Source organism: Streptomyces sp. NBC_00988, assembly GCF_045162645.1.
GTDB lineage: Bacteria > Actinomycetota > Actinomycetes > Streptomycetales > Streptomycetaceae > Streptomyces.
The window spans coordinates 9,135,511-9,157,524 of the sequence record NZ_CP108730.1 but is presented as its reverse complement, the minus strand read 5'-3'; the positions used below and the strand labels follow the sequence as shown (position 1 = coordinate 9,157,524).

The following is a 22,014-nucleotide window of genomic DNA, read 5'->3' as shown; positions in this document are numbered from 1 at the left end:
TGCCGCAATGTACGGGGGATTACTCGCCGCCAAGGTGCCAACTTCTGATCGACTTATGACCAGCACTGCTCACCGCCACGGCGAAGTGCGTATTGCCGTCCCCGTTTCCGTTGTCCGGCAGGACCCGCGCCGGTCTCCTCTACGGAAGACTCCGCCGGCCGGATCGCCGCGCGGCGGAGCGTGGGAACGGACAGGAGTGTTGAGACATGCCTCGTTGCCGGTTGTCCATCCGCCGACAAGGGCGCGCACGATCCATGGCGGGCCACCGCCGCGCGCCCCGCCCGCCCCGCCGCGGGCGCAGACCGGCCGTCCTGGCCGCCTCGGCGGTCCTGACCTGCCTCGCCGTGGTGACCGGCGTACTGCTGGCCCGCGCACAGCCAGGAACCCCGGGAGACCGTACGGTCGCCGGCCCGTCGTCCACGCACGGTACGGCGGCGGCCGGCACCCCGTCCCGCCCCGGACCCTCGCCCACGACGACGTCATCGCGGCGCGCCACGCCCTCCCCCTCGCCCACCCCGACCGGACGGAAGCCGTCCAAGGCGAGCGCCTCGCCGTCCCGCGCGGTCGGTCAGCCGAAGGCCGCGACCCCCGGCAAACGGACCGTCACCCTCGTCAACCGCCTCGACCAGACGATCTGGCCCGCGATCGCGGCGGACCCCAAACACCCTGTGGAGGCGACGGGTTGGGTGCTGAAGCCCGGGGCCGGCCTCAGCTTCACGGTCCCCGACCACTGGGACGTCCGGGTGTGGGCACGGACCGGTTGCTCCTTCGACGCGTCCGGCGACGGCCACTGCCTGACCGGCGACTGCGGCCGTTTCCAGTGCGGCTCGACCTGGGGCGAATTCCCCTCCACGCTGGCCGAGTTCAACCTGAACGCCTGGAACGGCATGGACTTCTACGACGTCAGCCTGGTCGAGGGCAACAACCTGCCGATGTGGATCAACAGTTACGGCGGCTCGTCCCACGACAAGATCGACGCGAACGGCTGCTCCGCCGCAGGATGCACCCGAGACGCCAACGCCACCTGCCCCACCGAACTCCAGCGCATCCGGGACGGCCGTGTCGTGGCCTGCCTGAGCGCCTGCCTGGTGTTCAAGACGGACAAGACCTGCTGCACCGGCGCCTACGCGGCACGACCCCAGTGCGTCCCGTCGTCCTGGCCCGTCGACTCGGCGGCCGTGTTCAAGAAGGCCGAGCCCTTCGCCTACTCCTACGTCAACGACGACGCGACCAGCGTGCTCACCTGCTCGGGAGAGTGCGGGTACCGCATCACCTGGGGAGTGAGCCCCTGACTCCGCGTGCGGCCGGGCCGGATCAGTCGGCGGACTGGAAGGCCCGGCCCGCCGCGGTGGTCGTCGTACCGTCCGTGAAGAGCCCACTGCTCGGCTTCGACGCGTCCGCGCCCAGCCCGAACCACGCGTAGCGCTGCACATAGGGCAGGCCGTCCAGCGCCTTGGTGGACGCGGTCACGAAATCGGCCTGTTGCTGCGCGGACGGGAAACGGGTTCCCTGGGAGAAGTCGATCAGCGCGTACTCGGTGAGCCAGATCGGCTTGTGGTAGCGCGCGTACACCGCGGCCAGGTACGACTTCAGCTGATCGACGGCCTGCGGGGTGCGGAAGTCGCCGCCGTACCAGTGCAGCGTGATGAAGTCGACCCGGTACCCCTTCGCCTCGGCCCCGGACATGAACCGGTCCAGCCAGCCACCCGCCGTGTCCCCGCCGTAGGCGACCGCCGGGCTGCCCAGGATCTTGCCCGCCGCCATGAGCTTGGGCCACAGCTGCAGCGCCTGATCGACGGTCATGTTCGACTGCTGTGCCATGTCCGGCTCGTTGAACCCCAGCAGATACGGGCCGTACGACCGGGCCTGGGCGAGCGAGGAGTCGGTGACGGACTTCGCTCCCCAGATCATGGGCACGAACGACCCCGACGAGGGGGTGGTGACACCCGAGTGCTGCGTGGACCAGGTGTAGTACCAGCTCGCCCCGCTCGCGGCGAGCGCCTGACTCACCCCGCCGAACGTCCACACCCCGACCCCCTTCTTGGCACCGGAGGCGATGTGCGCGGGGGCGGCGGCGGTGTGCTTCGAGGGAGACGGACTGGGCTTGGCCTTCGGCGTCGGGGACGGACTCGGCGACGTGCTCGGAGAGGCCGAGGGCGTGGGGCTCGGGGCGACGCTGACCACCGGAGCGGGCGATGCCACAGCCGTCGTAGAAGAGGAACCCCCGGTCAGCCGGGGCGCGACCAGCGCGGCCACCACGACGACGGCGACCGCCGCCGAACCACCCACCACCTGCTTGCCCATACGACCGGACCGACCGGACCGGCGCCCGTGCCGCCGACGTGATCCCCGGTGCGCGGAGTGCACGGGTTGGTCCGCCGGTGAGGACGAACCGCCCTCCCCCATAACGGCGTTGAGCACCCGCGCCGGGTCAAGTCCCGTCGGCACCGCCACCAACGGAAGCCCGCTCAACAGCCGGTCCATCGGAAGCAGCCCCGCGTCGAGCCCCTGGCACACCCCGCACCCGCGGATGTGCCGGGCAAACCGCTTGCGCCACAAAGCACTTGGCGTGCCGTCCCACGTCGAGGCCGTCTCCTCCAGCTCCGTGCAGCGCGGCGCGGCCGCCAGCGCCCGCACCACCACCCGCGAGACCTCCATCTGCTTCTTCATCCGCTGCACGCGGACGGAGGCGTGCCGGTCGGAGAGCCCCAACGCACCAGCGAGTTCGGCCCGTTCGAGTTCGCCGGTCTCCTCCAGCCACCACAGGGACAGCAGTTCCTGGTCGTCGGGGTCGAGCCAGCGGGTGGCCTCGACGACCTCGCGGCGCTGTTCGGTCAACCCCAGCCGCAGGATGGTCAGTCCGGCGAAGTCGAGCGCGGGGTCGGTGATCGCCTCCGCGTCCTCCAGGTGCGCCCTGCGGTCGCGATCCGCGGCCCGTGTCTGCTCACGGTCCCGTACCTGTCGGATCGTGATGGCCACCAGCCACGACCGGAACGCGGCGGGATCCCGCAGCTTCGGCAGCCCCCGCACCATGCGCAACAGCGTCTCCTGTACGACGTCATCGACATCGGCGTGACCGTTCAGGGCCCGGCCGACGATGTTGTAGACCAGCGGCAGGCACTGCGTCAGCAGGTGATCCAGGGCCTGCCGGTCACCCGCGCACGCGGCCGTCACCACGCCCGCGTCGGGTCCACTCCTGGGCTTCTCGGTCATCTGCGTTCGTTCCTCCGCGTGTGGTCCGGCCGTGGCATCTCTCTGGTTCGGAGACCGCCGACGCGCGCAAGGACTACAGAAAACAGGACAACAAAAGAAATCAGCCGGTCGAATCCGAATTTATGTTGTCGAGCCCTCGCCGAACAGGTCACCGATAGGCAGGACCGCATCTGGACCACATCTGAACCGCATCCGAAGAGCATCAGGAAGGCGCGAGGACCATGGCACGAGGACGCAGAAGACTCGGCGCGAGCCCACGGCGGCCCCGCCGACGCTGGTGGTACGTCGCGGCGGCCGCCCTCGCCACGGCCGCCACCGTGCTGATCGCCTACAGCGTGTGGACGCCGTCCGGAACGGGCGGCACCCGCACGACGGCCCACCAGGACACGGCCGCGCGTCCGGCCGTGTCCCGAAGCGCGACGCTCCCGCCCTCACCTTCGCCTTCTCCCAGTCGGAGCGCCTCGGCTTCTCCGTCCCCCAAGACCGCCGTCTCGAAGAAGAGCACAAGCACGCCCACCGCCAAGGCAGTTGAACCGACAGCGCACCCCTCGACGGCCCCGGTCGGCAAGCGCCTGATCACGGTCGTCAACCGCACCCCGAAGACGGTCTGGGCGATCGTCACCAACACCGCCGTCTACCCGGCGGGCCGCCAACTCGCCCCGGGCCAGAGCCTGTCGGTGACCGTGGCGAACAACTGGGGCGGCCGCATCTGGGGCCGCACGGGCTGCACCTCCACGGCCGCCGGCCACTGCGCGACCGGCGACTGCACCAGCCTGTGCGAGGGCGCCAACCCGCCCACCACACTGGGTGAGTTCACGTTCGACGCGTACGCCGGGATGGATTTCTACGACGTGAGCATGGTCGACGGTTCGAACCTGCCGATGTACATCAACATCTCGCACACCACGACGGCCGACCCGGTGAGTTCCTCGGGCTGCTACAAGGGCGTCTGCACATCGGACGTCGACTGCCCCACCGCGATGCGGGCGGTGTCGGGCGGCCAGGTCGTCGGCTGCAAGCCGCCCTGCGCGGCGTTCGGCGGCGACACGTACTGCTGCCGCGGCGCCTGGGCGGGCCGCGACAACTGCGTCCCCTCGAAGTGGCCGGTCGACTACACCCAGGTCTTCAAGCGGGCCGCCCCGTACGCCTATTCGTACGCCTTCGACGACGGGGCGACGATGCCGTGCAAGGGGGCCTGCTATTACAAGGTCACCTTCGGGACGACCGGGTCGTAGCACGCGGTTCTATGTCGGTGCACTCGGTTCTATGTCGGTGCACCGGTCGATGTCGGTGGCCCCCCGTACCTTTTCCCTTGACCGTCCAGCCGGACGGCAGGGGAGGGACGGGACATGGAGTGGTTCGGGGATGCCCGGCTCGCCGTCGGGCCGGAGGCGGCCTGGTATCTGGAGACGGCGTTCACGCCCGGCGCGCAGCTCGGGACGGTGTACGACGATCCGTCAACACCGGTCGTGGTCACGGGAGTTGAGCGAATGACCACTATCCGCACACCGAGCGGCCGCCTGATCGTGGACGCGCCGTGGCACGACGACGAGGTCGGCGACTATGAGGACGGGTCACCGAGCGCCTCGATGGACGAGCTGGTCCCGGCGCCCTATGCAGCATGGGCGAAGAAGACCATGGACTCCTTCACGGGCCAGGTCCTGTTCACCAAGGAGAGCGACGTCGCCGAGACGGCCCAGGCGAAGTGATCAACCAGCAGGCAAAGGAACACCGCACCGACGCCAAGAGCCGGCCCCGCACACATGCGCGGAGCCGGTTCACTGTCCCAGAGCGCTCTCACCACCCCGCTACCAGGCGACTAGCCCGCGTCAGCCCTCTTCAGGCGTCAGCCGCAGCGAGATGGAGTTGATGCAGTACCGCTGATCGGTCGGCGTCGCGTACCCCTCGCCCTCGAAGACGTGACCGAGGTGCGACCCGCACCGCGCACAGCGCACCTCCGTGCGCACCATGCCGTGCGTGCGGTCCTGGATCAGTTCGACCGCGTCGGTGTCCTTCGGGTCGTAGAAGCTCGGCCAGCCGCAGTGGGACTCGAACTTCTCGGTGGAGGTGAAGAGTTCGGCGCCACAGGCCCGGCAGGAGTAGACGCCCTTCGTCTTGGTGTCGGTGTACTCACCGACGAAGGCGGGCTCCGTGCCGGCCTGCCGCAGCACCGCGTACTCGGCCGGGTTCAGCTCCGCGCGCCATTCCTCGTCCGGCTTTTCGACGTCGTACGACATGCAGCTCAGCCCCTTACTTCGCGAGACGGTCCAGGATCCGCGGGCCGAGGTCTGTCACATCGCCCGCTCCCATGGTGAGAACCAGATCACCGGGCTTCGCCATTCCCGCGACGGCCTCGGGTACGTCCGCCTTGTCGTGGACCGGGGTCACGTCGGCGCCCGCGGCACGCGCGGCCTCGATGATCAGGTCGCTGGTGATGCCGGGGATCGGGTCCTCGCGGGCCGGGTAGATGTCCAGGACCAGCGACGCGTCCGCGAGGGCGAGGGCCTGGCCCATCTCCTTGCCGAGTTCCTGGGTGCGGGAGAAGAGGTGGGGCTGGAAGACGACCAGCAGCCGCGCGGAGGAGGCCGCCGCGCGCATCGCCTCCAGGTCGGCCGTCATCTCCGTGGGGTGGTGGGCGTAGGAGTCGATCACCTGGACGCCGGCCGCCTCGCCCTTGAGCTGGAGGCGCCGCTTCACGCCCGTGTACGCGGCGATCGCGGGCGCCAGTTCCGCGGCGGGGATGCCGAGCGCAACGCCCGCGGCGAGGGCCGCGACCGCGTTGCCCGCGTAGTGGCGTCCGGGGACCGAAACGGTGAAGGTGAGTTCCTCACCGCCGAGGAGGACGGTCACCTCGCTCTTCAGGCCTTGCGCGACGACGGACAGGATGCGGACGTCGGCGTCCCCGGACTCTCCGTACGTCACCGTCTTCACGGAGTCGGACACTCGCCGCGTCAGCTCCCGGGCGCCCTCGTGGTCCGCCGAGATCACCAGGGTGCCGTCCGGCACGATCCGGCCGGCGAAGGTCTGGAAGGACTCGTAGATCTCTTCCATGGACGCGTAGTTGGCGTGGTGGTCGAGCTCCACGTTGAGGACGATCGCGACCTCGGGGGCGTACTTGTGGAAGCTGCGGTCCGATTCGTCCGCCTCGGCGACGAAGATCTCGCCTTCGCCGTGCAGCGCGTTCGAACCGGGGGCGTCCAGGTCGCCGCCGATCGCGTACGACGGGTCGAGGCCCAGCTCGGTCAGCGACACCGCGAGCATCGACGTCGTGGTGGTCTTGCCGTGGGTGCCCGCTACGGCGATCGGGCGCAGGCCGTCCATCAGGCGGGCCAGCGCGTCCGAGCGGTGGACGACCGGGATGCCCAGCTCGGCCGCGCGGGCCAGCTCGGGGTTGTCCTTGCGGATCGCCGACGACACGACCACGCAGGTGGCGTCTTCGGCGAGGTGCTCCGCGGCGTGCCCGATGTGCACGGTGGCGCCCAGGGAGCGCAGGGCGTCGGCGGTCGGGGAGTCCTTGGCGTCGCTGCCCGCGACCTTCGCCCCGCGCTGCGCGAGGATCTTGGCGATCCCCGACATCCCGGCCCCGCCGATGCCGATGAAGTGCGGTCGGTCCATGGCGGTGGGAAGGCCGGGTGCCATGCGTGTCTCCCTGTGCGTGCTGGTTCTGTACGGGTACGGCGGACGTTCAGCGGCAAGCCTATGCGGTGCCACCGACAATCACGGACACCCGCCGGCCGTCCCGCCGACCGCTACTCCTTGCTGTGCGAGAACAGCTTCAGCACCGGTACGCCGACCTTGTGACGGGCGCGCGAGGCCCAGTCCCGGTGGAAGAACTCCTCCACGTAGTGGGGATCGGTCAGCACGATCACCTCGTCCGCGCCGATCTCGTCCACGAGGGTCTTCAGCGCGTCCAGCGGGTGGTCCTCGATGAGCCGCCCCTGCGCCTCGCTGCCGGCCGCGTGCAGGGCCGTCAGGGACACCTCCAGAGCCTGCGTGCCGAGTTCCGCCGCGTCCTTGCCCTCGGGGGTCTCCCGCTCGTGTGCCGCTTCGTCGAGTTCGCCGAGGGCGACGTCGTCGATGGCCCGCAGCAGGCGGTCCGCCTGGTCGCCGCGGGGCTGGAGCAACACGTGGAAGGAGACGGTCTCGTCACCGTGCAAGGTGGTGACGAACTCCACGTCGGCGGACGTAAGGGCCTTCTCGATCATCAGTACGCTTGTGAACACCAGGCGCCCCTTCTCCTTCGAGGACCCGCGGGCCCTCTCTCCTCCGTGGGCCGTCGAGGCCCTGCGGAAACCATCCTGCCCCGTGATCGCACGGGTACTGCCGGATTTAGTGTGCCCGTCGAAAGACAAACGGAACGGATCATTCCGCCCGTACTCAGGACCGACGGTAGCGACCGAACAGGAACCCGGCCTCTTCCAGCAGGGACACCAGTTCGAAGCGCTGGGGAACCTTAACCGACGGCCCGCCGGAGATCCGCTGCGCGTCCCCCGCCACGAGCATCGGCGAGAGGGTCAGACACAGCTCGTCGAGCACCCCGGCGGCCACGAACTGCCCCAGCAGCCGCGGCCCGCCCTCCGCCAGCAACCGGGTGTACCCCAGGGCTGCCAGAGCTTCTACGGCCCGCGCGGGATCCACTCCGGCGCCGTCACCGGCGACCACCACCCGGGCGCCCGCCTTCTCGGCCGCCGCGACCCGGTCCGGCGCCGCCTGGGCGCCCGTCAGGATCAGCGTCGGCACCAGGGGTGAGGTGAAAAGCGGAAGCGCGAAGTCCAGGTCGAGGCTCGCGGTGACGACCGCGATCACGGGGGCCAGCGTCTGCCCGGCACGCGTGCGTGCCGCCGCGAACTCGTCACGCGCACGTGCGGGCCGATAGCCCTCCTGGCGTACCGTTTCCGCACCGACGACCACGACATCGGCCAGCGCCCGCAGGGTGCCGAAGATCCGCATGTCGGCGTCACCGGAGATGGGCTGCGAGCGGCCCTCGTGCTGACCGGCCCCGTCGAGCGTGGACACCATGTTGGCGCGCAGCCAGGGGGCGCTCCCGGCGGGGTAGGCGTACGCCTCCGCCAGCTCCGTGAGCCCCCACTCCCGGTCCGCCCCACGCGCATCGGGGGCCTCGTTCGAGGCCTGGGCTGCTGTTTCATCCGTCACAGGGAACAGGCGTCGCATGTCGTGCAGTGTGGCACGCCCCCTAGACTGATGAACCGTGTCATCCTCCTCCGCCGCCTCCGGGATCAGCCCGATAGCAGACGCGGCCCCGCTGTCCCTGTGCACCCGTGAGCCGTACGTCCCCGCGGACCGGCTGGTCGCCGAGATGGTGCCGCCGCCGCGCTTCGACTCGGTGCGCTTCGCCACGTACATCCCGGACCCGAACCAGCCCAGCCAGACCGAGGCGGTCGGCGTCCTGGAGACCTTCGCCGCAGGCCTCGGCGGGGCGCATGCCGCCGGCGCCAAACGCGGCTTCCTGGGCTTCGGCAAGGGCAAGGCGGCCAAGACCCCGGCCGGCCCCCGTGGCGTCTACCTGGACGGCGGCTACGGCGTCGGCAAGACCCACCTCCTGGCCTCCCTCTGGCACGCGACCCCGGCCGAGCCCGCGCTCAAGGCCTTCGGCACCTTCGTCGAGCTGACGAACCTGGTGGGCGCGCTCGGATTCCAGAAGACGGTCCAGACGCTCTCCGGCCACCGCCTGCTGTGCATCGACGAGTTCGAGCTGGACGACCCGGGCGACACCGTCCTCGTGTCGACGCTGCTCGGCAAGCTGGTCGACGCGGGCGTGGCGCTCGCCGCCACCTCCAACACCCTGCCGGGCAAGCTCGGGGAGGGCCGCTTCGCGTCCGTCGACTTCCTGCGCGAGATCCAGGGCCTGTCCGCGCACTTCCGCTCGCTGCGCATCGACGGCGACGACTACCGCCACCGCGGCCTGCCGGAGGCCCCGGCGCCGTTCTCCGACGAGCAGGTGACGAAGGCGGCGTACGCCACCCCGGGCGCCTCCCTCGACGACTTCCCGCACCTCCTCGCCCACCTCGCCAAGGTCCACCCCAGCCGCTACGGCGCCCTCACCGACGACCTCAGGGCCGTCTGCCTCACCGACGTCCAGCCGATACCCGACCAGTCGACCGCGCTGCGGCTCGTCGTCCTCGCGGACCGGCTCTACGACCGTGAAGTGCCCGTCCTGGCCTCGGGGTTGCCCTTCGACCAGCTGTTCAGCGAGGAGATGCTGAACGGCGGCTACCGCAAGAAGTACTTCCGCGCGATCTCCCGCCTCACCGCGCTGGCCCGGGACGCCAAGAGCCTCGTCAAAACCGCTTAGTTCACGCCAGCCCAGGCGCGCTTTTCACGCTCTCTTGCATCGGAAACGCTGCGTTAACCCTGCAAACAACTTCACCGGGTTACCGTGTTACTTGACCAGCCATTGACCTGGCCTTGGTCTGTACTAGGAACACGAACGGGCTGAAGGGGGGCGCATGTTCCGAGGTAAGACGGCTCGGACCGTCGTAACGCTCCTCACCGCCGTCCTGTTCGCCCTCCAGTTCTTCGCATCCATGGAATCCTTCGCACCCGCGCACACAGCGCGTCATGCGGAGGCCAAGACACAGCCCGGGCTCAAGCTCAGCGGCAAGGCCCTGCGCGCCGAGACGATCACGTTCCGCGACTGCGGCGCCTCCGGGACTCCCACCGTCCCGCTGCGCCTGCGCGACCGTTACCGCTCCGCGGACTGCGGACCCGAGACACCCGAGCGCCCGCTCCTCACCGAGGACCCGGCCGCCGTACGTACACCTGTGGCGCCCGGCACGGCGCGGCACCGCACACCGAGATCCTCGACAGCACACACTCCGGCGGCACTTCAGGTCTTCCGCTGCTGAGAGCTGAGCAGGCAGTCACTTCCCCCACACACACTGTCATGCAAGCCCGACGCGCCCAGAGGGCGCGCCAGGAGGAACCAACACGCCATGCAGCCCCTCATCGACAACGCCCGTACGTTCGGACAACGCCCTGAGGAGTTCGCCAGACTCGCTGAAGGCCAGTCCCCGCAGGTGCTGTTCATCACCTGCTCCGACTCCAGGGTCGTCCCGGCCCTGATCACGGGCGCCCGCCCCGGCCAGCTCTTCGAGCTGCGCACCGCCGGCAACATCGTCCCGCCGTACGCCTCCGGCAGCCCCACCAGCGAGGAAGCCACCATCGAGTACGCCGTGGAGGTGCTCGGCGTCCAGGACGTCGTCGTCTGCGGCCACTCCCACTGCGGTGCCGTCGGCGCCCTGGTGCGCGGCGACGACCTCGCCGCCGTCCCGGCCGTACGCGACTGGCTCGCGCACGCCGCCGACGAACCCGCCCCGAGCGACACGGCCGACCCGACGGTCGCCGGAGCCGTGCAGAACCACGTGCTCGCCCAGTTGCTGCGGCTGCGCTCCTACCCTTGTGTGGAGCGGCGGTTGGCGGACGGACGGCTGCGGGTGCACGGCTGGTACTACGAGGTGCACACCGGTGCCGTGCTCGAACACAGCGCGGACACCGACCAGTTCGAGGCCCTGTGAGTCGCGCCATGGACCTGAAGAAGAACAACAAGAAGAACAAGAAGAACGACCTGAAGAAGAACAACGGCACGACCAAGTTCCCCTATCTACGGCAGGACTTCGCGGCCTCGCTCGTGGTGTTCCTGGTCGCGCTCCCGCTCTGCGTGGGCGTGGCCGTCGCCTCCGGTGTGCCGGCCGAACTCGGCCTGGTCACCGGCATCGTGGGCGGGCTCGTCACCGGATTCATGCGGGGCAGCAGCCTCCAGGTGTCCGGGCCCGCCGCCGGGCTGACGGTGCTGGTCTTCGAGGCGGTGCGGGAGTACGGGCTGCCCGCCCTCGGAGTCATCGTGCTCACCACCGGCGTCCTTCAAATCGCCATGGGCGTCCTGAAGTTGGGGCGCTACTTCCGGGCCATCTCGGTCTCGGTCGTCGAGGGCATGCTGGCCGGCATCGGACTGGTGCTGATCGCCGGGCAGTTGTACTCGGTGGCGGGGGCGAAGGCCCCCGCCTCGGGGCTGGACAAGATAGCCGAGCTGCCCGGCGCGCTCGTCGACGCCGCCGGGAACACGAAGGCACTGGCCTCGCTCGCGCTGGGCGCCGCGACCATCGCCGTGCTGGTGCTGTGGAAGCGGATGCCGGCCAAGGTCCGTACGGTGCCGGGTCCGTTGGCCGCCGTAGGACTGGCGACGCTCGCGGCGCTCGTGTTCGGGCTGCCGGTGGCGACCGTCGAAGTGCAGGGTCTGCTCGGCTCGTTGCAGCCGCCGCCGCTGAGTGCGTTCGGTGAGCTGGCGCACGTCGGGGTGCTGGGCACGATCGTCGCGTTCACGCTGATCGCGTCCGCCGAGTCGTTGTTCAGTGCGGCGGCCGTGGACCGGCTGCACTCCGGTCAACGTACCGAGTACGACAAGGAGTTGGTGGCGCAGGGCGCGGGCAACGCGCTCTGCGGGATGCTCGGCGCGCTGCCGATGACCGCGGTGATCGTGCGGAGCGCGGCGAACGTGCAGGCGGGCGCGCGGACGAAGGCGTCCCGGGTGCTGCACGGCGTATGGCTGCTGCTGTTCGCGGCGCTGCTGCCGAACGTCCTCGCGTACATCCCGATCCCGGCCCTGGCGGGCATCCTGGTGCACGCCGGCGCCAAGCTCATCCCCGTCCGGGAGATCGTGTCGCTGTGGCGCGAGCACCGGGGCGAGGCGCTGATCCTGGTCGTCACGGCGCTGTCGATCGTCGCGGTCAGCATGTTCGAGGGCGTCCTCATCGGCCTCGCGCTGGCCGTCGCGAAGACGGCGTGGGAGGCCTCGCACATCAAGCTGGAGGTCGTCGACAAGGGCGCGGGCCCGGTCCAGGCCTATCTGTCGGGCAACGCGACCTTCCTGCGGCTGCCGAAGATCCTCGACAGCCTGGAGGCGCTCCCCCAGGACCGCCCGGTCGAACTGCACCTCTCCGGCCTGCACCACCTCGACCACGCCTGCCGTACGGCCCTGGAGAACTGGGCCGAGCGGCACAGCGCGGCCGGTACCGAGCCGGTGAAGGTCACGGCGATCAAGGCCACGGCCCCGGCCGTGAAGTAGCGGTGCCGGTGCCTGCTCCGGGATGATCGTGGCCCCGGAGCAGGCACCGGGCATACCCTTACAGGAGCAGACAAAACGGCCTCTCGACGAGGGGGTCAGGATGCTCCAGGAACTGCTGGTGGCGGGCGCGGCGGCCGGTTCCGCGTGCGTGGTCTACGTGGCTGCGGCGGCCAGGGTCGTCAAGCAGTACGAGCGCGGGGTGGTCTTCCGCCTGGGGCGGGTGGCCGGCGAGGTCCGTGCACCCGGCTTCACCATGGTCGTCCCGTTCGTGGACAAGCTCCGCAAGGTCAACATGCAGATCGTGACGATGCCGATCCCCGCGCAGGAGGGCATCACCCGCGACAACGTGACCGTGCGCGTCGACGCGGTCGTCTACTTCAAGGTCGTCAACGCGGCCGACGCGATCATCACGGTCGAGGACTACCGCTTCGCGGTCTCGCAGATGGCCCAGACGTCACTGCGCTCGATCATCGGCAAGAGCGACCTCGACGACCTGCTCTCCAACCGCGAAAAGCTCAACCAGGGCCTGGAGTTGATGATCGACAGCCCGTCCGTCGGCTGGGGCGTGCAGATCGACCGCGTGGAGATCAAGGACGTCTCCCTCCCCGAGACGATGAAGCGCTCGATGGCCCGCCAGGCCGAGGCCGACCGTGAACGCCGGGCCCGGATCATCAACGCGGACGCCGAGTTGCAGGCCTCGAAGAAGCTGGCGGAGGCCGCCGGGGTGATGTCCGAGCAGCCCGCCGCGCTCCAACTCCGGCTGCTGCAAACGGTGGTGGCGGTAGCGGCGGAGAAGAACTCGACGCTCGTGCTCCCCTTCCCGGTCGAGCTGCTGCGCTTCCTGGAACGCGCACAACCTCAACAGCCGCCTCCCGTTCCGCCGCCGCCCGCCGTGGACCAGTAGCCCCGCCCGCTGACTGGCGGGCACGGCCCCCGCGCCGCAGGATCGAGGGAGCCGACCGGAAGGGGTGCCCCATGGCCGAGAAGGGCGCGAAGCGCAAGAGCGGGAAGAAGAGCGAGGCAGTCCCCCTCGCCGACCTGCTGCGCATCCCCGCCGGCCGCCCGGTCGACCTCTCCTCCTACGACGCCGCAGCCACCCCCGGCGGCCCCGCGGACAAGTCCGCCGGCCTCAAGGACACCGCCCGGATGGGCGAACACCTGGCCGACCTGCAAGAACGCCTGTGGGCGGCGAGCACGGCAGGCGACGGCCGACGCCTGCTCCTAGTGCTCCAGGGCATGGACACCAGTGGCAAGGGCGGCACGGTCAAGCACGTCATCGGCCTGTTCAACCCCTCCGGCTGCCGGATCAGCGCCTTCAAGGCACCCACCCCCGAGGAGCGGAAGCACGACTTCCTCTGGCGCATCAGACGCGCCCTCCCCCACCCCGGCGAGATCGGCATCTTCGACCGCTCCCACTACGAGGACGTCCTCATCGCCCGCGTCCGCGAACTCGCCCCGCACCGCGAGATCAACGACCGCTACACCCAGATCAACCGCTTCGAGAAGTCCCTCACCGACGACGGCGTGACCGTCGTCAAGTGCTTCCTCCACATCTCCTACGACCAACAGAAGCGCCGCCTGCTGGAACGCCTCGACAACCCGGACAAGCACTGGAAGTTCAACCCCGGCGACATCGCGGAACGCGCCCTGTGGCCCACGTACCAGGAGGCGTACGAGATCGCCCTCGCCCGCTGCTCCACGCCGGAGGCCCCCTGGTACCTGATCCCGGCCGACCGAAAGTGGTACCGCAACTGGGCGATCAGCCGCCTCCTCCTGGAACACCTGACGGCACTGGATCCGCGGTATCCGAAGGCGGACTTCGATGCGGAGGCGTGCCGGGAGCAACTGCTGGGTTCGGACTGACCGCGCACTCGTGTCGATGACCGAATAGTTCCGCTTATCCTCTTATGTTCCTACGGTGACCATTCGAGTACGCCAAGTCGCCGCCGCCTGTGCACTCGGCGCCGCGCTCACCGCCTGCGGGGCCCCGTCGGCGCCCCATGCCAGCCGTCCGGCGCACAGCGCGCCGTCCGCCGCCGTCTCGCGGCCGCCTACGCTCGCGCCCGGCCCCGCCGGTCTGACCCCGGTCTTCAAGAACGGTCCGCGGGTGGACGGCAAGACCGTCGCGCTGACCTTCGACGCCGACATGACCGCCGACGAGGGGCCGCGTGCGGCGGCGGGCGAGCACTTCGACAATCCGCAGCTCATCGCCACGCTGCGCACGCTGAAGGTGCCCGCGACCGTGTTCATGACGGGCAGGTGGGCCGACGAGTACCCGGCCGAGGCCCGCGCCATCGGCCAGGACCCGCAGTTCGAGATCGCCAACCACTCGTACAGCCACTACGCCTTCACCGGCGACTGCTACGGCCTGCCGACCGTGTCCCCGGACCGGATGAAGGCGGATGTGGAGCGGGCGTACACGGCGTTCAGGAAGGCGGGTGTGCCGAACGCGATGCCGTACTTCCGCTTCCCCGGTGGCTGTTACGACCGGCAGGCGCTGAAGACGCTGAGCGCGGTCGGTGTCACGGCGGTGCAGTGGGACGTAGTGAGCGGCGACGCGTTCGCGACGGACTCGGACGCCGTGGCCCAGCAGGTGCTGGAGGGCGTGAAGCCCGGCTCTGTCGTCGTCATGCACTGCACGCGCAGCGCCGCCCCGGCGACCGAGCGGGCCGTCCGCATGATCGTGCCCGAGCTGCGGAAGAAGGGGTACCGGTTCGTGAAGGTCTCCGAGCTGATCGGGGCCACCGGCCGGCACCACTGAGCGCCGTGCACCCCTCGTACGCTGGTCGCATGAGCGACGAAGAGCCGGCGCCGGCGTACGCGGAGTGCGTGCTGTGCCAGGAACCGACCGAGTACCCGGAGTCGTACAAGGGGATCACGCTGTGCCCCGTCTGCGAGTGGCAGGAGGCGCAGCGCAACGCCTGTTCAGGGTGAACTGCGGGAGGTGAGTGCCTTGGTCAGCAGCATCGCGGGTACCGCCCGGTCGGGTGGACGCGGCTCGCGGCCGGTGATTTCACCTTCGGGGGGCGTCTTCTCGCGGGAGCGCCGTAGGGAGTGTGGCGTTTGGCGGCTGCGGGCCGGTTGTGGCTGGTCGCGCCCGCGCGGCGGAGCCGCACCATGTCACAGCCCCGCGCCCCTGGGGAGGTCATGGCACCGGTGTTTCGAAGGGCCGATCTTCCGCCTGGCAGACTGGAGGGTGTGACCAGTGATTCCACCGTTTCCGGCGACAGTGTCGACCCCTTCCTCAACGAGCCCACCCCTCGCGACGAGGCTCCGCAGTTCGTGCTGCCTCTGGTTGTGCGGATCGAGCGGGACGCTCCCCCGGCTCGTACGGACGCGCTGGAGACCGCCGCCCGGGCCGTGCTGACGATCCTCAGTGATGAGCGGGCCGTCGGGGACGGGGAGTGGGCGCAGGTCATGCGGGACTGGCAGGACGCGCGGATCCGGAAGGTGGTCCGGCGGGCGCGCGGGGCCGAGTGGCGGCGGGCCGAGGCGCTGCCGGGCATCACGGTGACCGGCAAGTCCTCGGAGGTACGGGTCTTCCCGCCCGTCCCGCTCGACGGCTGGCCCAAGGACCTGGCCCGGCTCCAGGTCTCCGGCACCGACCTCGACGACCCCGAACCACCGGCCGACGCAGACCCCATGGCACCGGTGCTCTGGCTGAACCCCGATCTCGGCATGTCCGCCGGCAAGACCATGGCCCAGACCGGCCACGGTGCCCAACTCGCCTGGTGGGAACTGTCGGAGGAGGACCGGACCGCCTGGCGCCAGGCGGGTTTCCCGCTCTCCGTCCGCACCGCCGACCCCGCCCGGTGGGCCGAACTCACCAGCAGCGGGCTGCCGTTGGTCAGGGACGCGGGCTTCACGGAGATCGCGCCGGGCTCGGCGACCGTCGTGGCGGAGCATCCGTCGCTGCGGCGACGAGGCTGAGCCGGCGCGACCGAGACTCCCGCGCCGACCGTTGCGGAAGGCGTACGGCCGTGTCGGCGGCCTGCCCGGCCGGGGCGACGGCCGGGCGGCCGACGCCCCTTCGGCGCCGCGCGATCATCGAATGCTTCGGCGCCGCGCACGTCGTGACGGGCTCGGCGCCGAACACGTACCCGATGCGCCGCGCCGTCCGTCACCCCGCGGGCGCCCGCTCAACCCGGCGCCGCCGCCACCTCCTCCTCGTCGCCCTCAGGTGCCTCCTCCGTTGCCCGGGACCTGGCGTCGCGGCGGTCCAGCCGGTTCAGCACCGGAACCGTCATGACCGTGGTGACCAGGGCGACAAGGACGAGCGCGGTGAACAGCTCCTCGCTGACGATGCCGGCCGACAGCCCGATGTTGAGCGCGATCAGCTGCATGAGACCGCGGGCGTTCATCAGGGCGCCGACCCGGACGGCCACCGGGCCGGGTTCGCCGCGCAGCCGGGCGGCGGCCCAACAGCCACCGAACTTTCCGGCCACGGCGAGGACGACCGCGGCCGCCCCGAACAGCAGCACGGGCGGGTCGGAGAAGACGTCGAACCGGGTGTTCAGTCCGGAGTAGGTGAAGAACATCGGCACGAACACCACCTGGGTCACGGACTGGGTGGTCCGCACCAGCCGTTCGGACGCCTCGCCTCGCGGCATGGCCATCCCCACGCAGAACGCCCCGAACACGGAGTACAGGCCGCTGATGTCCGTGAACCAAGCCGCGCAGAACAGCAGGGCGACCGTGAAGAGAAGGCGGGTGTCGTCGCCGAGGCCCGGGCGGTTCACGATCCAGGCCAGCAGACGGCGCCCCAGCAGGAGCAGTACGGCGGCGAACAGCAGGGTGCCGCCGACGGCCTCCAGAATGGGCCGCACCTTGCCCGAGGCCACGCTCAGCACACCCGCCAGCATGATCCAGGCCACGGCGTCGTCCGTGGCCCCGGAGGCCAGGGCTAGTGAGCCGAACCGCGAGCCGGCCAGCCCGCGTTCGGTGATGATCCGGGCCAGCATCGGGAACGCGGTGATCGCCAGCGCGACGCCGACGAACGCCGCCGTCACCCAGACCGAGACCCCGTCGACGAAGATGCCGACATGGCCGTGGGCCACGAGGGTCAGACCCACGCCCAGGACCAGCGGGATCCCCACCCCGGCCGAGGAGACGGCGACGGCAGTGCCGGCCAGGCCGCGTCCCGCGTGCGCCCGGAACTCGTAACCGGCACCGAACATCAGGGCCACCAGACCGATCTGGCCGGCCACGTACAGCACCGGCTTCAGCTCGGGCGGGAAGACGTGGGCGGAGACCCCCGGGGCGACCAGCCCGAACAGGGAGGGGCCCAGCAGTACCCCGGCGATCATCTCGCCGACCACGGGCGGCTGGCCGAAACGGCCGGCCAGCAGGACGACCAATCGGCAGGTCAGGAGAATCACGACGACGGCCAGGAAGAAGACGGGAGCGAGCTCCACGGGAGTCATGGTCTCGTCCTCTCAACGGCCGGCTGGGACAGAGGTGGCGGAGCCGCCGGACGAGGCGGCGAAATAGTTCCGGCACAGCCCCTGGCGCCGGGCGTCCCACACCATGTAGCTGCCGAGGACGAGCTGGACCAGGCTGCGCCGGACGCCCTCCCAGCTGTCGGCGAGGCGCATCACCGCGAGCCGGGTCCGCAGCCGGGCGCCCTCGGCCCCGGTGCGCGCGACGAGCAGGCAGGGACCGCGGCTGGGCAGGGACCGGGTGTGCTCCACCGAGGAGTCCAGCCGGAAGCGGCGCAGCACCTCTTCGGCGGCGACCCTCATGGTGAGGACGGCGAAACCGCGCGCCGGGCAGGGCCGGTTGGCGGTCACCCCGAACGGGATGAAGGCCGAGGGCCTGGTGTCCGGGTCCATCCACCGGTCCGGGTCGAACGGGTCGCCGCCGGACCCCTGGTACTCGGGGTAGTTGAACAGCAGGACCGAACCGGCCGGGATGGGGTCGCGCCCGTCCAGGGGGATCTCCCCCGAGGTGATCCGGTGGGCCACTCCGAAGAGCGGGAAGTGCTGCAGCGTCTCGTTGATCACCCCGTCCAGGAAGTCGGGGCCCTCCTCTCCGGACGCCAGGCGGTCCTGGACCGGCCGGTGGGTGGCGAGGGCCAGCAGCAGATGGGCCATCGCCTCCGACATCTGCACGACCGCGGTGTTGAAGAACGTGCCCTGCAGGTAGTACGCCTGCTCCCGCGCGGTGAGCGTGGACGGCAGCGGCACGGGCGGCGGGTCGTGCGCGAGCCGGTCCCGCAGGTGGGCGGTGAGGCGGGCCCGGCGGTCCATGTGGCGCAGGCCGGTGCACTTCAGGGCGCTGACCACGTCGTCCGCGTTCGCGGTGATCAGGTCCCGGACGTGCCTCGGACAGGGTGCGCGGAAGACCACCTCGTAGTAGACCTCGGCCCAGACGGGCATCATCAGGTCGCGCAGTCTGACCCGGTGCACGCGCGCGTGGCCGTCGAGTTCGTCGAGCACCCGGCGGGTGCAGCGGCCGACCAGCTCCGTCCACCGCTCGCGGGACAGCCCGGCCAGGATCTGCCGGGTGGTCCGGGCCACGTCGTCGTAGCGCGGTCCCTGCTCCAGGTGCTCCTGGTGCACCTCCGGGCCCGGCGACAGCCAGTACCAGAACAGGTCGGAGAGTGCGGCGCCCCGGCTGCGGCCGTTGGCCGCCGGATGCCCGTACACCCTCTTGAACTCCTCGGCGGGCACCTCCTTGCCCGGAGCCCGAACCCCTTCCTCGCCGCCCACCCGGGCGAAGATCCGCACCCGCAGCGCGATCACGGTCCTGGGCAGCCAGTACGGCAGACCGGCCGCCAGGGCCACGGCCAGACCCAGAACGAGCCAACCGGTGGGGCTCACGCGACCACCCCGCCGAATCGTCGGTCCGCCCCCGGCGTCACGGCGGGACCAGGGACAGGGCCCCAGGCGGGCATCCGAACCAGGTCGGGTGTCAGGTCGGCGAGTGCGGACGACCCGCACAGGGCCAGGGTGTCGTCGAGTTCGTCCCGCAGCAGTTCGAGGAGGCGCCGTACGCCCTTCTCGCCGCCCTCGGCCAGCGCCCACATCACGGGCCGGCCGATGCCCACCGCGGACGCGCCGAGCGCCAGCGCCTTGACGGCGTCGGTGCCGCGCCGGACGCCTCCGTCCAGCACGACGGGGATGCGGCCCTCGACCGCGGCCAGGATCTCCGGCAGCAGCTCCACCGTGGCGGGGACGGTGTCGAGTTGGCGGCCGCCGTGGTTCGACAGCAACAGTCCGTCGACGCCGTGCCGGACGGCGAGCCGGGCGTCCTCGGGGTGCAGGACCCCCTTGAGCAGGATGGGCAGGGAAGTGATGCCGCGCAGCCAGTCGACGTGCTCCCAGTTCAGCTCCGGGGACATCGCGATCTGGCGTACGTGGCCGCGCTCGCCGTCGCGCAGGTCCACCAGGTTCTCGCAGCGCAGGCCCGGCGGCAGGTCGTGGAAGCCGTTGCGCCGGTTGCGCTCGCCCGCGCCCAGCACCGGGGAGTCCACGGTGACCACGAGCGCGGTGCACCCCGCGTCGGTGGCCCGCTGCACCAGCGTCTCGGTGATGTCCAGGTCGGGCTGGATGTAGAGCTGGAACCACAGCGACCCGTCGTCGCCGGCCGCGCGGGCCGCGTCGGCGATCTCGCCCACCGCCACCGTGGATGCCATCGCTACGATCATGATCGCGCCGGCGGCCGCAGCGGCCCGGGCGGTCGCCAACTCCCCCTCCGGGTCGACCAGTTTGTGGAAGGCGGTCGGAGAGATCAGGACCGGCAGACTCGCCCGGCTGCCGAGCAGGCTGATGCCCAACTCCCGTTCGGCACTCCCCCGCAGCACCCGGGGCAGCAGCTGCAGCCGCCCGAACGCCGCCTCGTTGGCCCGTACGGTGATCTCGTCACGTGCCCCGCCGGCGATGAAGTCGGCGTACACGGGGTCCAGTTCGGCGCGCGCCGCGGTCTCGAAGTCGCGGACGGTGTACCGCATGCCGCTCACCGCCCGGCGGGGCTCGGTCGGCGGGCCTGCTCGCGGGCGAAGAACGCGGCCAGCGGGGCGTGGTGGACCTCCGGGTGGTCCCAGTGGTTCTCCAGGTTCTCAGCCATGTGGTGGGTGCCGAGAAGTTCACCGCCGCCGTGGTGGCGGATCACCGGGTGGAGGTACGCCGCGTCGAAGGCGTCGTCCACCGAGTTCTGCGCGGTGCGGCGCACGGTGATGTCGAAGGGGTCGACCTTGTCGTGGTCGGGGCCGTACTCCAGGGTGACGGTGAAGTAGTCGCCGCTGTCGGGGAGTTGGCGTTCGTGGGCGTACGCGACCGGCACCTCCTCGTGGTACCTGGCCGGTTCGCCGGGTGGTGTGACGATCAGGTCCCCGATGACGCCGAACTGCTGCCACAGTGCCGAACTGCGGTTGACCCGGGCCACCACGGCGTCCGCCAGCGCGGCCGGGTCACTCTCCAAGTGCCGGTGGGGCCAGGGCTGTTCGTGATGGCGTTCGCCGAGGATGCGGCTCAGGGCGCGTACGGCGTACCGGAAGCCGTGGATGAAGCCGCCGGTGGACTTCTTGAAGTCGCGCTGCTGCATGAGCGTTCCGGCGAAGTAGAGGCCGGGCACGTTCACCGACTCGTATGCCGGGGAGAGGGCGGCGAACCGGTCGTCGATGACCAGGGCGGGGCTGCACGCCGGGTCGAACACCGAGGCGTCGAAGCGGAATCCGGTGCAGACGATCACCCGGTCGTAGCGCAGTTCCTTCACGACCTCGTCGGCCCGGGAGAAGCTGAAGCGGACGCGGTACATGCCGTCGGGGTCCTTCTCGACGGAGAGCACGTTTCCGTCCAACAGGGCGTTCTGGGACTTGAGTTGGTAGGTGTCGAGGAAGTTGTTGTTGACCGCGCGGAGATGGCCGACGTAGTGGCTGTTCCAGGCCATGCGGACCGAGTGCGGGCCGGCGACATGGATGACAGCGGCCGTCTCGACAAGGTTGTCAGCGGTCTCCAGGGCGGAGTTGCCCTTGCCGATGATCAGGACGCGCCGGTCGATGAAGTCCTCGGGGTCCACGGAGACGACGGAGTAGTCCTCGGCCGTCTCGATGCCGGGGATGTCGGGGGTGTTGGGCCGGGTGAGTCCGGTGGCCATGATCAGCCGACGGGCGCGGTGTTCGTGACCGTGCTGATCGGTGACGGCGAAGCCGTCCTCGTCGCGCCGGATCCGCTCCGCCCGGGTGTCGTGGGCGATGTCCAGCTTGAACGTCTCGGCGAAGTCGGCGAGATAGCGCACCAGGTCGTCGGCGTGCGGGAAATAGCGCTTGCTGTAACGGCTGAAGAGCAGGTGCGGGTCCGGGGACAGCAGGGAGTTCCAGTCCATCCGGAGGTTCAGCTCGGGATCGTCGGTGCCGTTGTACACCTTGTTGATGGAGATCAGCTTGCGGTGGCGGGGGAAGGTGCCGAAGAACGTGCCGGGAGCGTGACCGCTCTCCAGGATCCGGTATTCGTGCCCGGCCGCCTGGAGTAACTGCCCGAGCTGGAGCCCGGCGGGACCGGCACCGACCACGAGGTAATCCAGACGCTCACTGTGCGTGGAGTTCACTGAACTCTCCTTCTGCTCCGGGCGGGGACATGCCTGGAGGAGGGTGGGGGGTGACAGGTGAGGGATGAGGGGTGAGGAAGGACGGCCGCCGTCGCGTGACGACGCGTCTTGGCCGGGCGCTGTTCCTGCGAGGTGTCGTTCGTGTGCCAGGAGGCACGGCCCACGGACGCGTC

At 70.4% G+C, this 22,014-nt stretch carries 21 protein-coding genes; 12 read left to right on the top strand and 9 right to left on the bottom strand.

The annotated features are described in order from the left end of the window. The first annotated feature begins 254 nt into the window (after positions 1–254). Positions 255–1,292 carry a thaumatin family protein gene (locus tag OG496_RS41565; protein ID WP_405974535.1) on the top strand — a complete coding sequence of 346 codons (1,038 nt, stop codon included), beginning with the start codon at positions 255–257 and terminating at the stop codon, positions 1,290–1,292. A 22-nt stretch (positions 1,293–1,314) separates the two neighbouring features. Here OG496_RS41565 and OG496_RS41560 read toward each other — a convergent pair whose 3' ends face one another. Further along, complete coding sequence (locus OG496_RS41560) at positions 1,315–3,213, bottom strand: sigma-70 family RNA polymerase sigma factor (protein ID WP_405974534.1); 1,899 nt, start codon at positions 3,211–3,213, stop codon at positions 1,315–1,317. A gap of 221 nt (positions 3,214–3,434) precedes the next feature. Between OG496_RS41560 and OG496_RS41555 the strand changes: the two genes are divergently transcribed. Together OG496_RS41555 and OG496_RS41550 are read left to right on the top strand one after the other, a co-directional pair. Continuing rightward, positions 3,435–4,448 carry a thaumatin family protein gene (locus OG496_RS41555; RefSeq protein WP_405974533.1) on the top strand — a complete coding sequence of 338 codons (1,014 nt, stop codon included), beginning with the start codon at positions 3,435–3,437 and terminating at the stop codon, positions 4,446–4,448. Between the two features lie 114 nt (positions 4,449–4,562). Then, positions 4,563–4,922 carry a hypothetical protein gene (locus OG496_RS41550; RefSeq protein WP_405974532.1) on the top strand — a complete coding sequence of 120 codons (360 nt, stop codon included), beginning with the start codon at positions 4,563–4,565 and terminating at the stop codon, positions 4,920–4,922. A gap of 120 nt (positions 4,923–5,042) precedes the next feature. On the opposite strand, the gene msrB is transcribed toward OG496_RS41550, so the two are convergent. From msrB to OG496_RS41530, 4 genes are all read right to left on the bottom strand, one after another. Then, on the bottom strand, positions 5,043–5,450 hold the full coding sequence (gene msrB / locus OG496_RS41545; RefSeq protein WP_366493183.1) for a peptide-methionine (R)-S-oxide reductase MsrB: 408 nt from the start codon (positions 5,448–5,450) through the stop codon (positions 5,043–5,045). Positions 5,451–5,463: 13 nt separating this feature from the next. Then, entirely contained in the window at positions 5,464–6,852 is a 1,389-nt protein-coding gene (gene murC / locus OG496_RS41540; protein WP_405974531.1) for a UDP-N-acetylmuramate--L-alanine ligase, read from the bottom strand. Positions 6,853–6,962: 110 nt separating this feature from the next. Continuing rightward, positions 6,963–7,436 carry an indole-3-glycerol phosphate synthase gene (locus OG496_RS41535; RefSeq protein ID WP_405974530.1) on the bottom strand — a complete coding sequence of 158 codons (474 nt, stop codon included), beginning with the start codon at positions 7,434–7,436 and terminating at the stop codon, positions 6,963–6,965. A 154-nt stretch (positions 7,437–7,590) separates the two neighbouring features. Beyond that, a complete protein-coding gene (locus OG496_RS41530) occupies positions 7,591–8,385 on the bottom strand; it encodes a pyrimidine reductase family protein (RefSeq protein ID WP_405974529.1) in 795 nt (264 codons plus the stop codon). 37 nt (positions 8,386–8,422) lie between these two features. Here OG496_RS41530 and zapE point away from each other — a divergent pair, with 37 nt between their 5' ends. From zapE to OG496_RS41485, 9 genes are all read left to right on the top strand, one after another. Then, positions 8,423–9,526 (top strand): cell division protein ZapE, encoded by a 1,104-nt coding sequence (gene zapE, locus OG496_RS41525; RefSeq protein ID WP_399393519.1) that lies wholly within the window; start codon positions 8,423–8,425, stop codon positions 9,524–9,526. 154 nt (positions 9,527–9,680) lie between these two features. Next, positions 9,681–10,079 (top strand): hypothetical protein, encoded by a 399-nt coding sequence (locus tag OG496_RS41520; protein ID WP_405974528.1) that lies wholly within the window; start codon positions 9,681–9,683, stop codon positions 10,077–10,079. A gap of 87 nt (positions 10,080–10,166) precedes the next feature. Continuing rightward, a complete protein-coding gene (locus OG496_RS41515) occupies positions 10,167–10,748 on the top strand; it encodes a carbonic anhydrase (protein ID WP_366493188.1) in 582 nt (193 codons plus the stop codon). Between the two features lie 8 nt (positions 10,749–10,756). Further along, positions 10,757–12,295, top strand: a complete 1,539-nt coding sequence (locus OG496_RS41510) for a SulP family inorganic anion transporter (protein WP_405974527.1) — start codon at positions 10,757–10,759, stop codon at positions 12,293–12,295. 100 nt (positions 12,296–12,395) lie between these two features. After that, complete coding sequence (locus OG496_RS41505; protein ID WP_405974526.1) at positions 12,396–13,199, top strand: slipin family protein; 804 nt, start codon at positions 12,396–12,398, stop codon at positions 13,197–13,199. A gap of 71 nt (positions 13,200–13,270) precedes the next feature. Then, on the top strand, positions 13,271–14,158 hold the full coding sequence (locus tag OG496_RS41500; protein ID WP_405974525.1) for a PPK2 family polyphosphate kinase: 888 nt from the start codon (positions 13,271–13,273) through the stop codon (positions 14,156–14,158). A 55-nt stretch (positions 14,159–14,213) separates the two neighbouring features. Continuing rightward, positions 14,214–15,056 (top strand): polysaccharide deacetylase family protein, encoded by an 843-nt coding sequence (locus OG496_RS41495; protein ID WP_405974524.1) that lies wholly within the window; start codon positions 14,214–14,216, stop codon positions 15,054–15,056. A gap of 29 nt (positions 15,057–15,085) precedes the next feature. Then, on the top strand, positions 15,086–15,229 hold the full coding sequence (locus OG496_RS41490; protein ID WP_405974523.1) for a hypothetical protein: 144 nt from the start codon (positions 15,086–15,088) through the stop codon (positions 15,227–15,229). Positions 15,230–15,493: 264 nt separating this feature from the next. Then, entirely contained in the window at positions 15,494–16,225 is a 732-nt protein-coding gene (locus OG496_RS41485; RefSeq protein WP_405974522.1) for an aminoacyl-tRNA hydrolase, read from the top strand. Between the two features lie 209 nt (positions 16,226–16,434). Here OG496_RS41485 and OG496_RS41480 read toward each other — a convergent pair whose 3' ends face one another. The 4 genes from OG496_RS41480 to OG496_RS41465 are packed head-to-tail and all read right to left on the bottom strand — an operon-like array spanning position 16,435 to position 21,841. Then, positions 16,435–17,718 carry a cation:proton antiporter gene (locus OG496_RS41480; RefSeq protein WP_405974521.1) on the bottom strand — a complete coding sequence of 428 codons (1,284 nt, stop codon included), beginning with the start codon at positions 17,716–17,718 and terminating at the stop codon, positions 16,435–16,437. Between the two features lie 12 nt (positions 17,719–17,730). Further along, on the bottom strand, positions 17,731–19,116 hold the full coding sequence (locus OG496_RS41475; RefSeq protein ID WP_405974520.1) for a cytochrome P450: 1,386 nt from the start codon (positions 19,114–19,116) through the stop codon (positions 17,731–17,733). Continuing rightward, on the bottom strand, positions 19,113–20,246 hold the full coding sequence (locus tag OG496_RS41470; RefSeq protein ID WP_405974519.1) for an alpha-hydroxy acid oxidase: 1,134 nt from the start codon (positions 20,244–20,246) through the stop codon (positions 19,113–19,115). Before OG496_RS41470 ends, OG496_RS41475 begins: the two co-directional genes overlap by 4 nt. Positions 20,247–20,251: 5 nt before the next feature. Continuing rightward, positions 20,252–21,841 (bottom strand): NAD(P)-binding domain-containing protein, encoded by a 1,590-nt coding sequence (locus OG496_RS41465; protein WP_405974518.1) that lies wholly within the window; start codon positions 21,839–21,841, stop codon positions 20,252–20,254. Between the last annotated feature and the right edge of the window lie 173 nt (positions 21,842–22,014).

Bases quoted from the DNA above. Each gene is read 5' to 3' on its own strand.
- OG496_RS41505 (WP_405974526.1), top strand. From the start codon at position 12,396: ATGCTCCAGGAACTGCTGGTGGCGGGCGCGGCGGCCGGTTCCGCGTGC.
- OG496_RS41480 (WP_405974521.1), bottom strand. From the start codon at position 17,718: ATGACTCCCGTGGAGCTCGCTCCCGTCTTCTTCCTGGCCGTCGTCGTG.
- OG496_RS41470 (WP_405974519.1), bottom strand. From the start codon at position 20,246: ATGCGGTACACCGTCCGCGACTTCGAGACCGCGGCGCGCGCCGAACTG.
- OG496_RS41490 (WP_405974523.1), top strand. From the start codon at position 15,086: ATGAGCGACGAAGAGCCGGCGCCGGCGTACGCGGAGTGCGTGCTGTGC.
- OG496_RS41510 (WP_405974527.1), top strand. From the start codon at position 10,757: ATGGACCTGAAGAAGAACAACAAGAAGAACAAGAAGAACGACCTGAAG.
- OG496_RS41515 (WP_366493188.1), top strand. From the start codon at position 10,167: ATGCAGCCCCTCATCGACAACGCCCGTACGTTCGGACAACGCCCTGAG.
- OG496_RS41530 (WP_405974529.1), bottom strand. From the start codon at position 8,385: ATGCGACGCCTGTTCCCTGTGACGGATGAAACAGCAGCCCAGGCCTCG.
- OG496_RS41550 (WP_405974532.1), top strand. From the start codon at position 4,563: ATGGAGTGGTTCGGGGATGCCCGGCTCGCCGTCGGGCCGGAGGCGGCC.
- OG496_RS41555 (WP_405974533.1), top strand. From the start codon at position 3,435: ATGGCACGAGGACGCAGAAGACTCGGCGCGAGCCCACGGCGGCCCCGC.
- OG496_RS41560 (WP_405974534.1), bottom strand. From the start codon at position 3,213: ATGACCGAGAAGCCCAGGAGTGGACCCGACGCGGGCGTGGTGACGGCC.
- OG496_RS41520 (WP_405974528.1), top strand. From the start codon at position 9,681: ATGTTCCGAGGTAAGACGGCTCGGACCGTCGTAACGCTCCTCACCGCC.
- msrB (WP_366493183.1), bottom strand. From the start codon at position 5,450: ATGTCGTACGACGTCGAAAAGCCGGACGAGGAATGGCGCGCGGAGCTG.
- murC (WP_405974531.1), bottom strand. From the start codon at position 6,852: ATGGCACCCGGCCTTCCCACCGCCATGGACCGACCGCACTTCATCGGC.
- OG496_RS41500 (WP_405974525.1), top strand. From the start codon at position 13,271: ATGGCCGAGAAGGGCGCGAAGCGCAAGAGCGGGAAGAAGAGCGAGGCA.
- OG496_RS41565 (WP_405974535.1), top strand. From the start codon at position 255: ATGGCGGGCCACCGCCGCGCGCCCCGCCCGCCCCGCCGCGGGCGCAGA.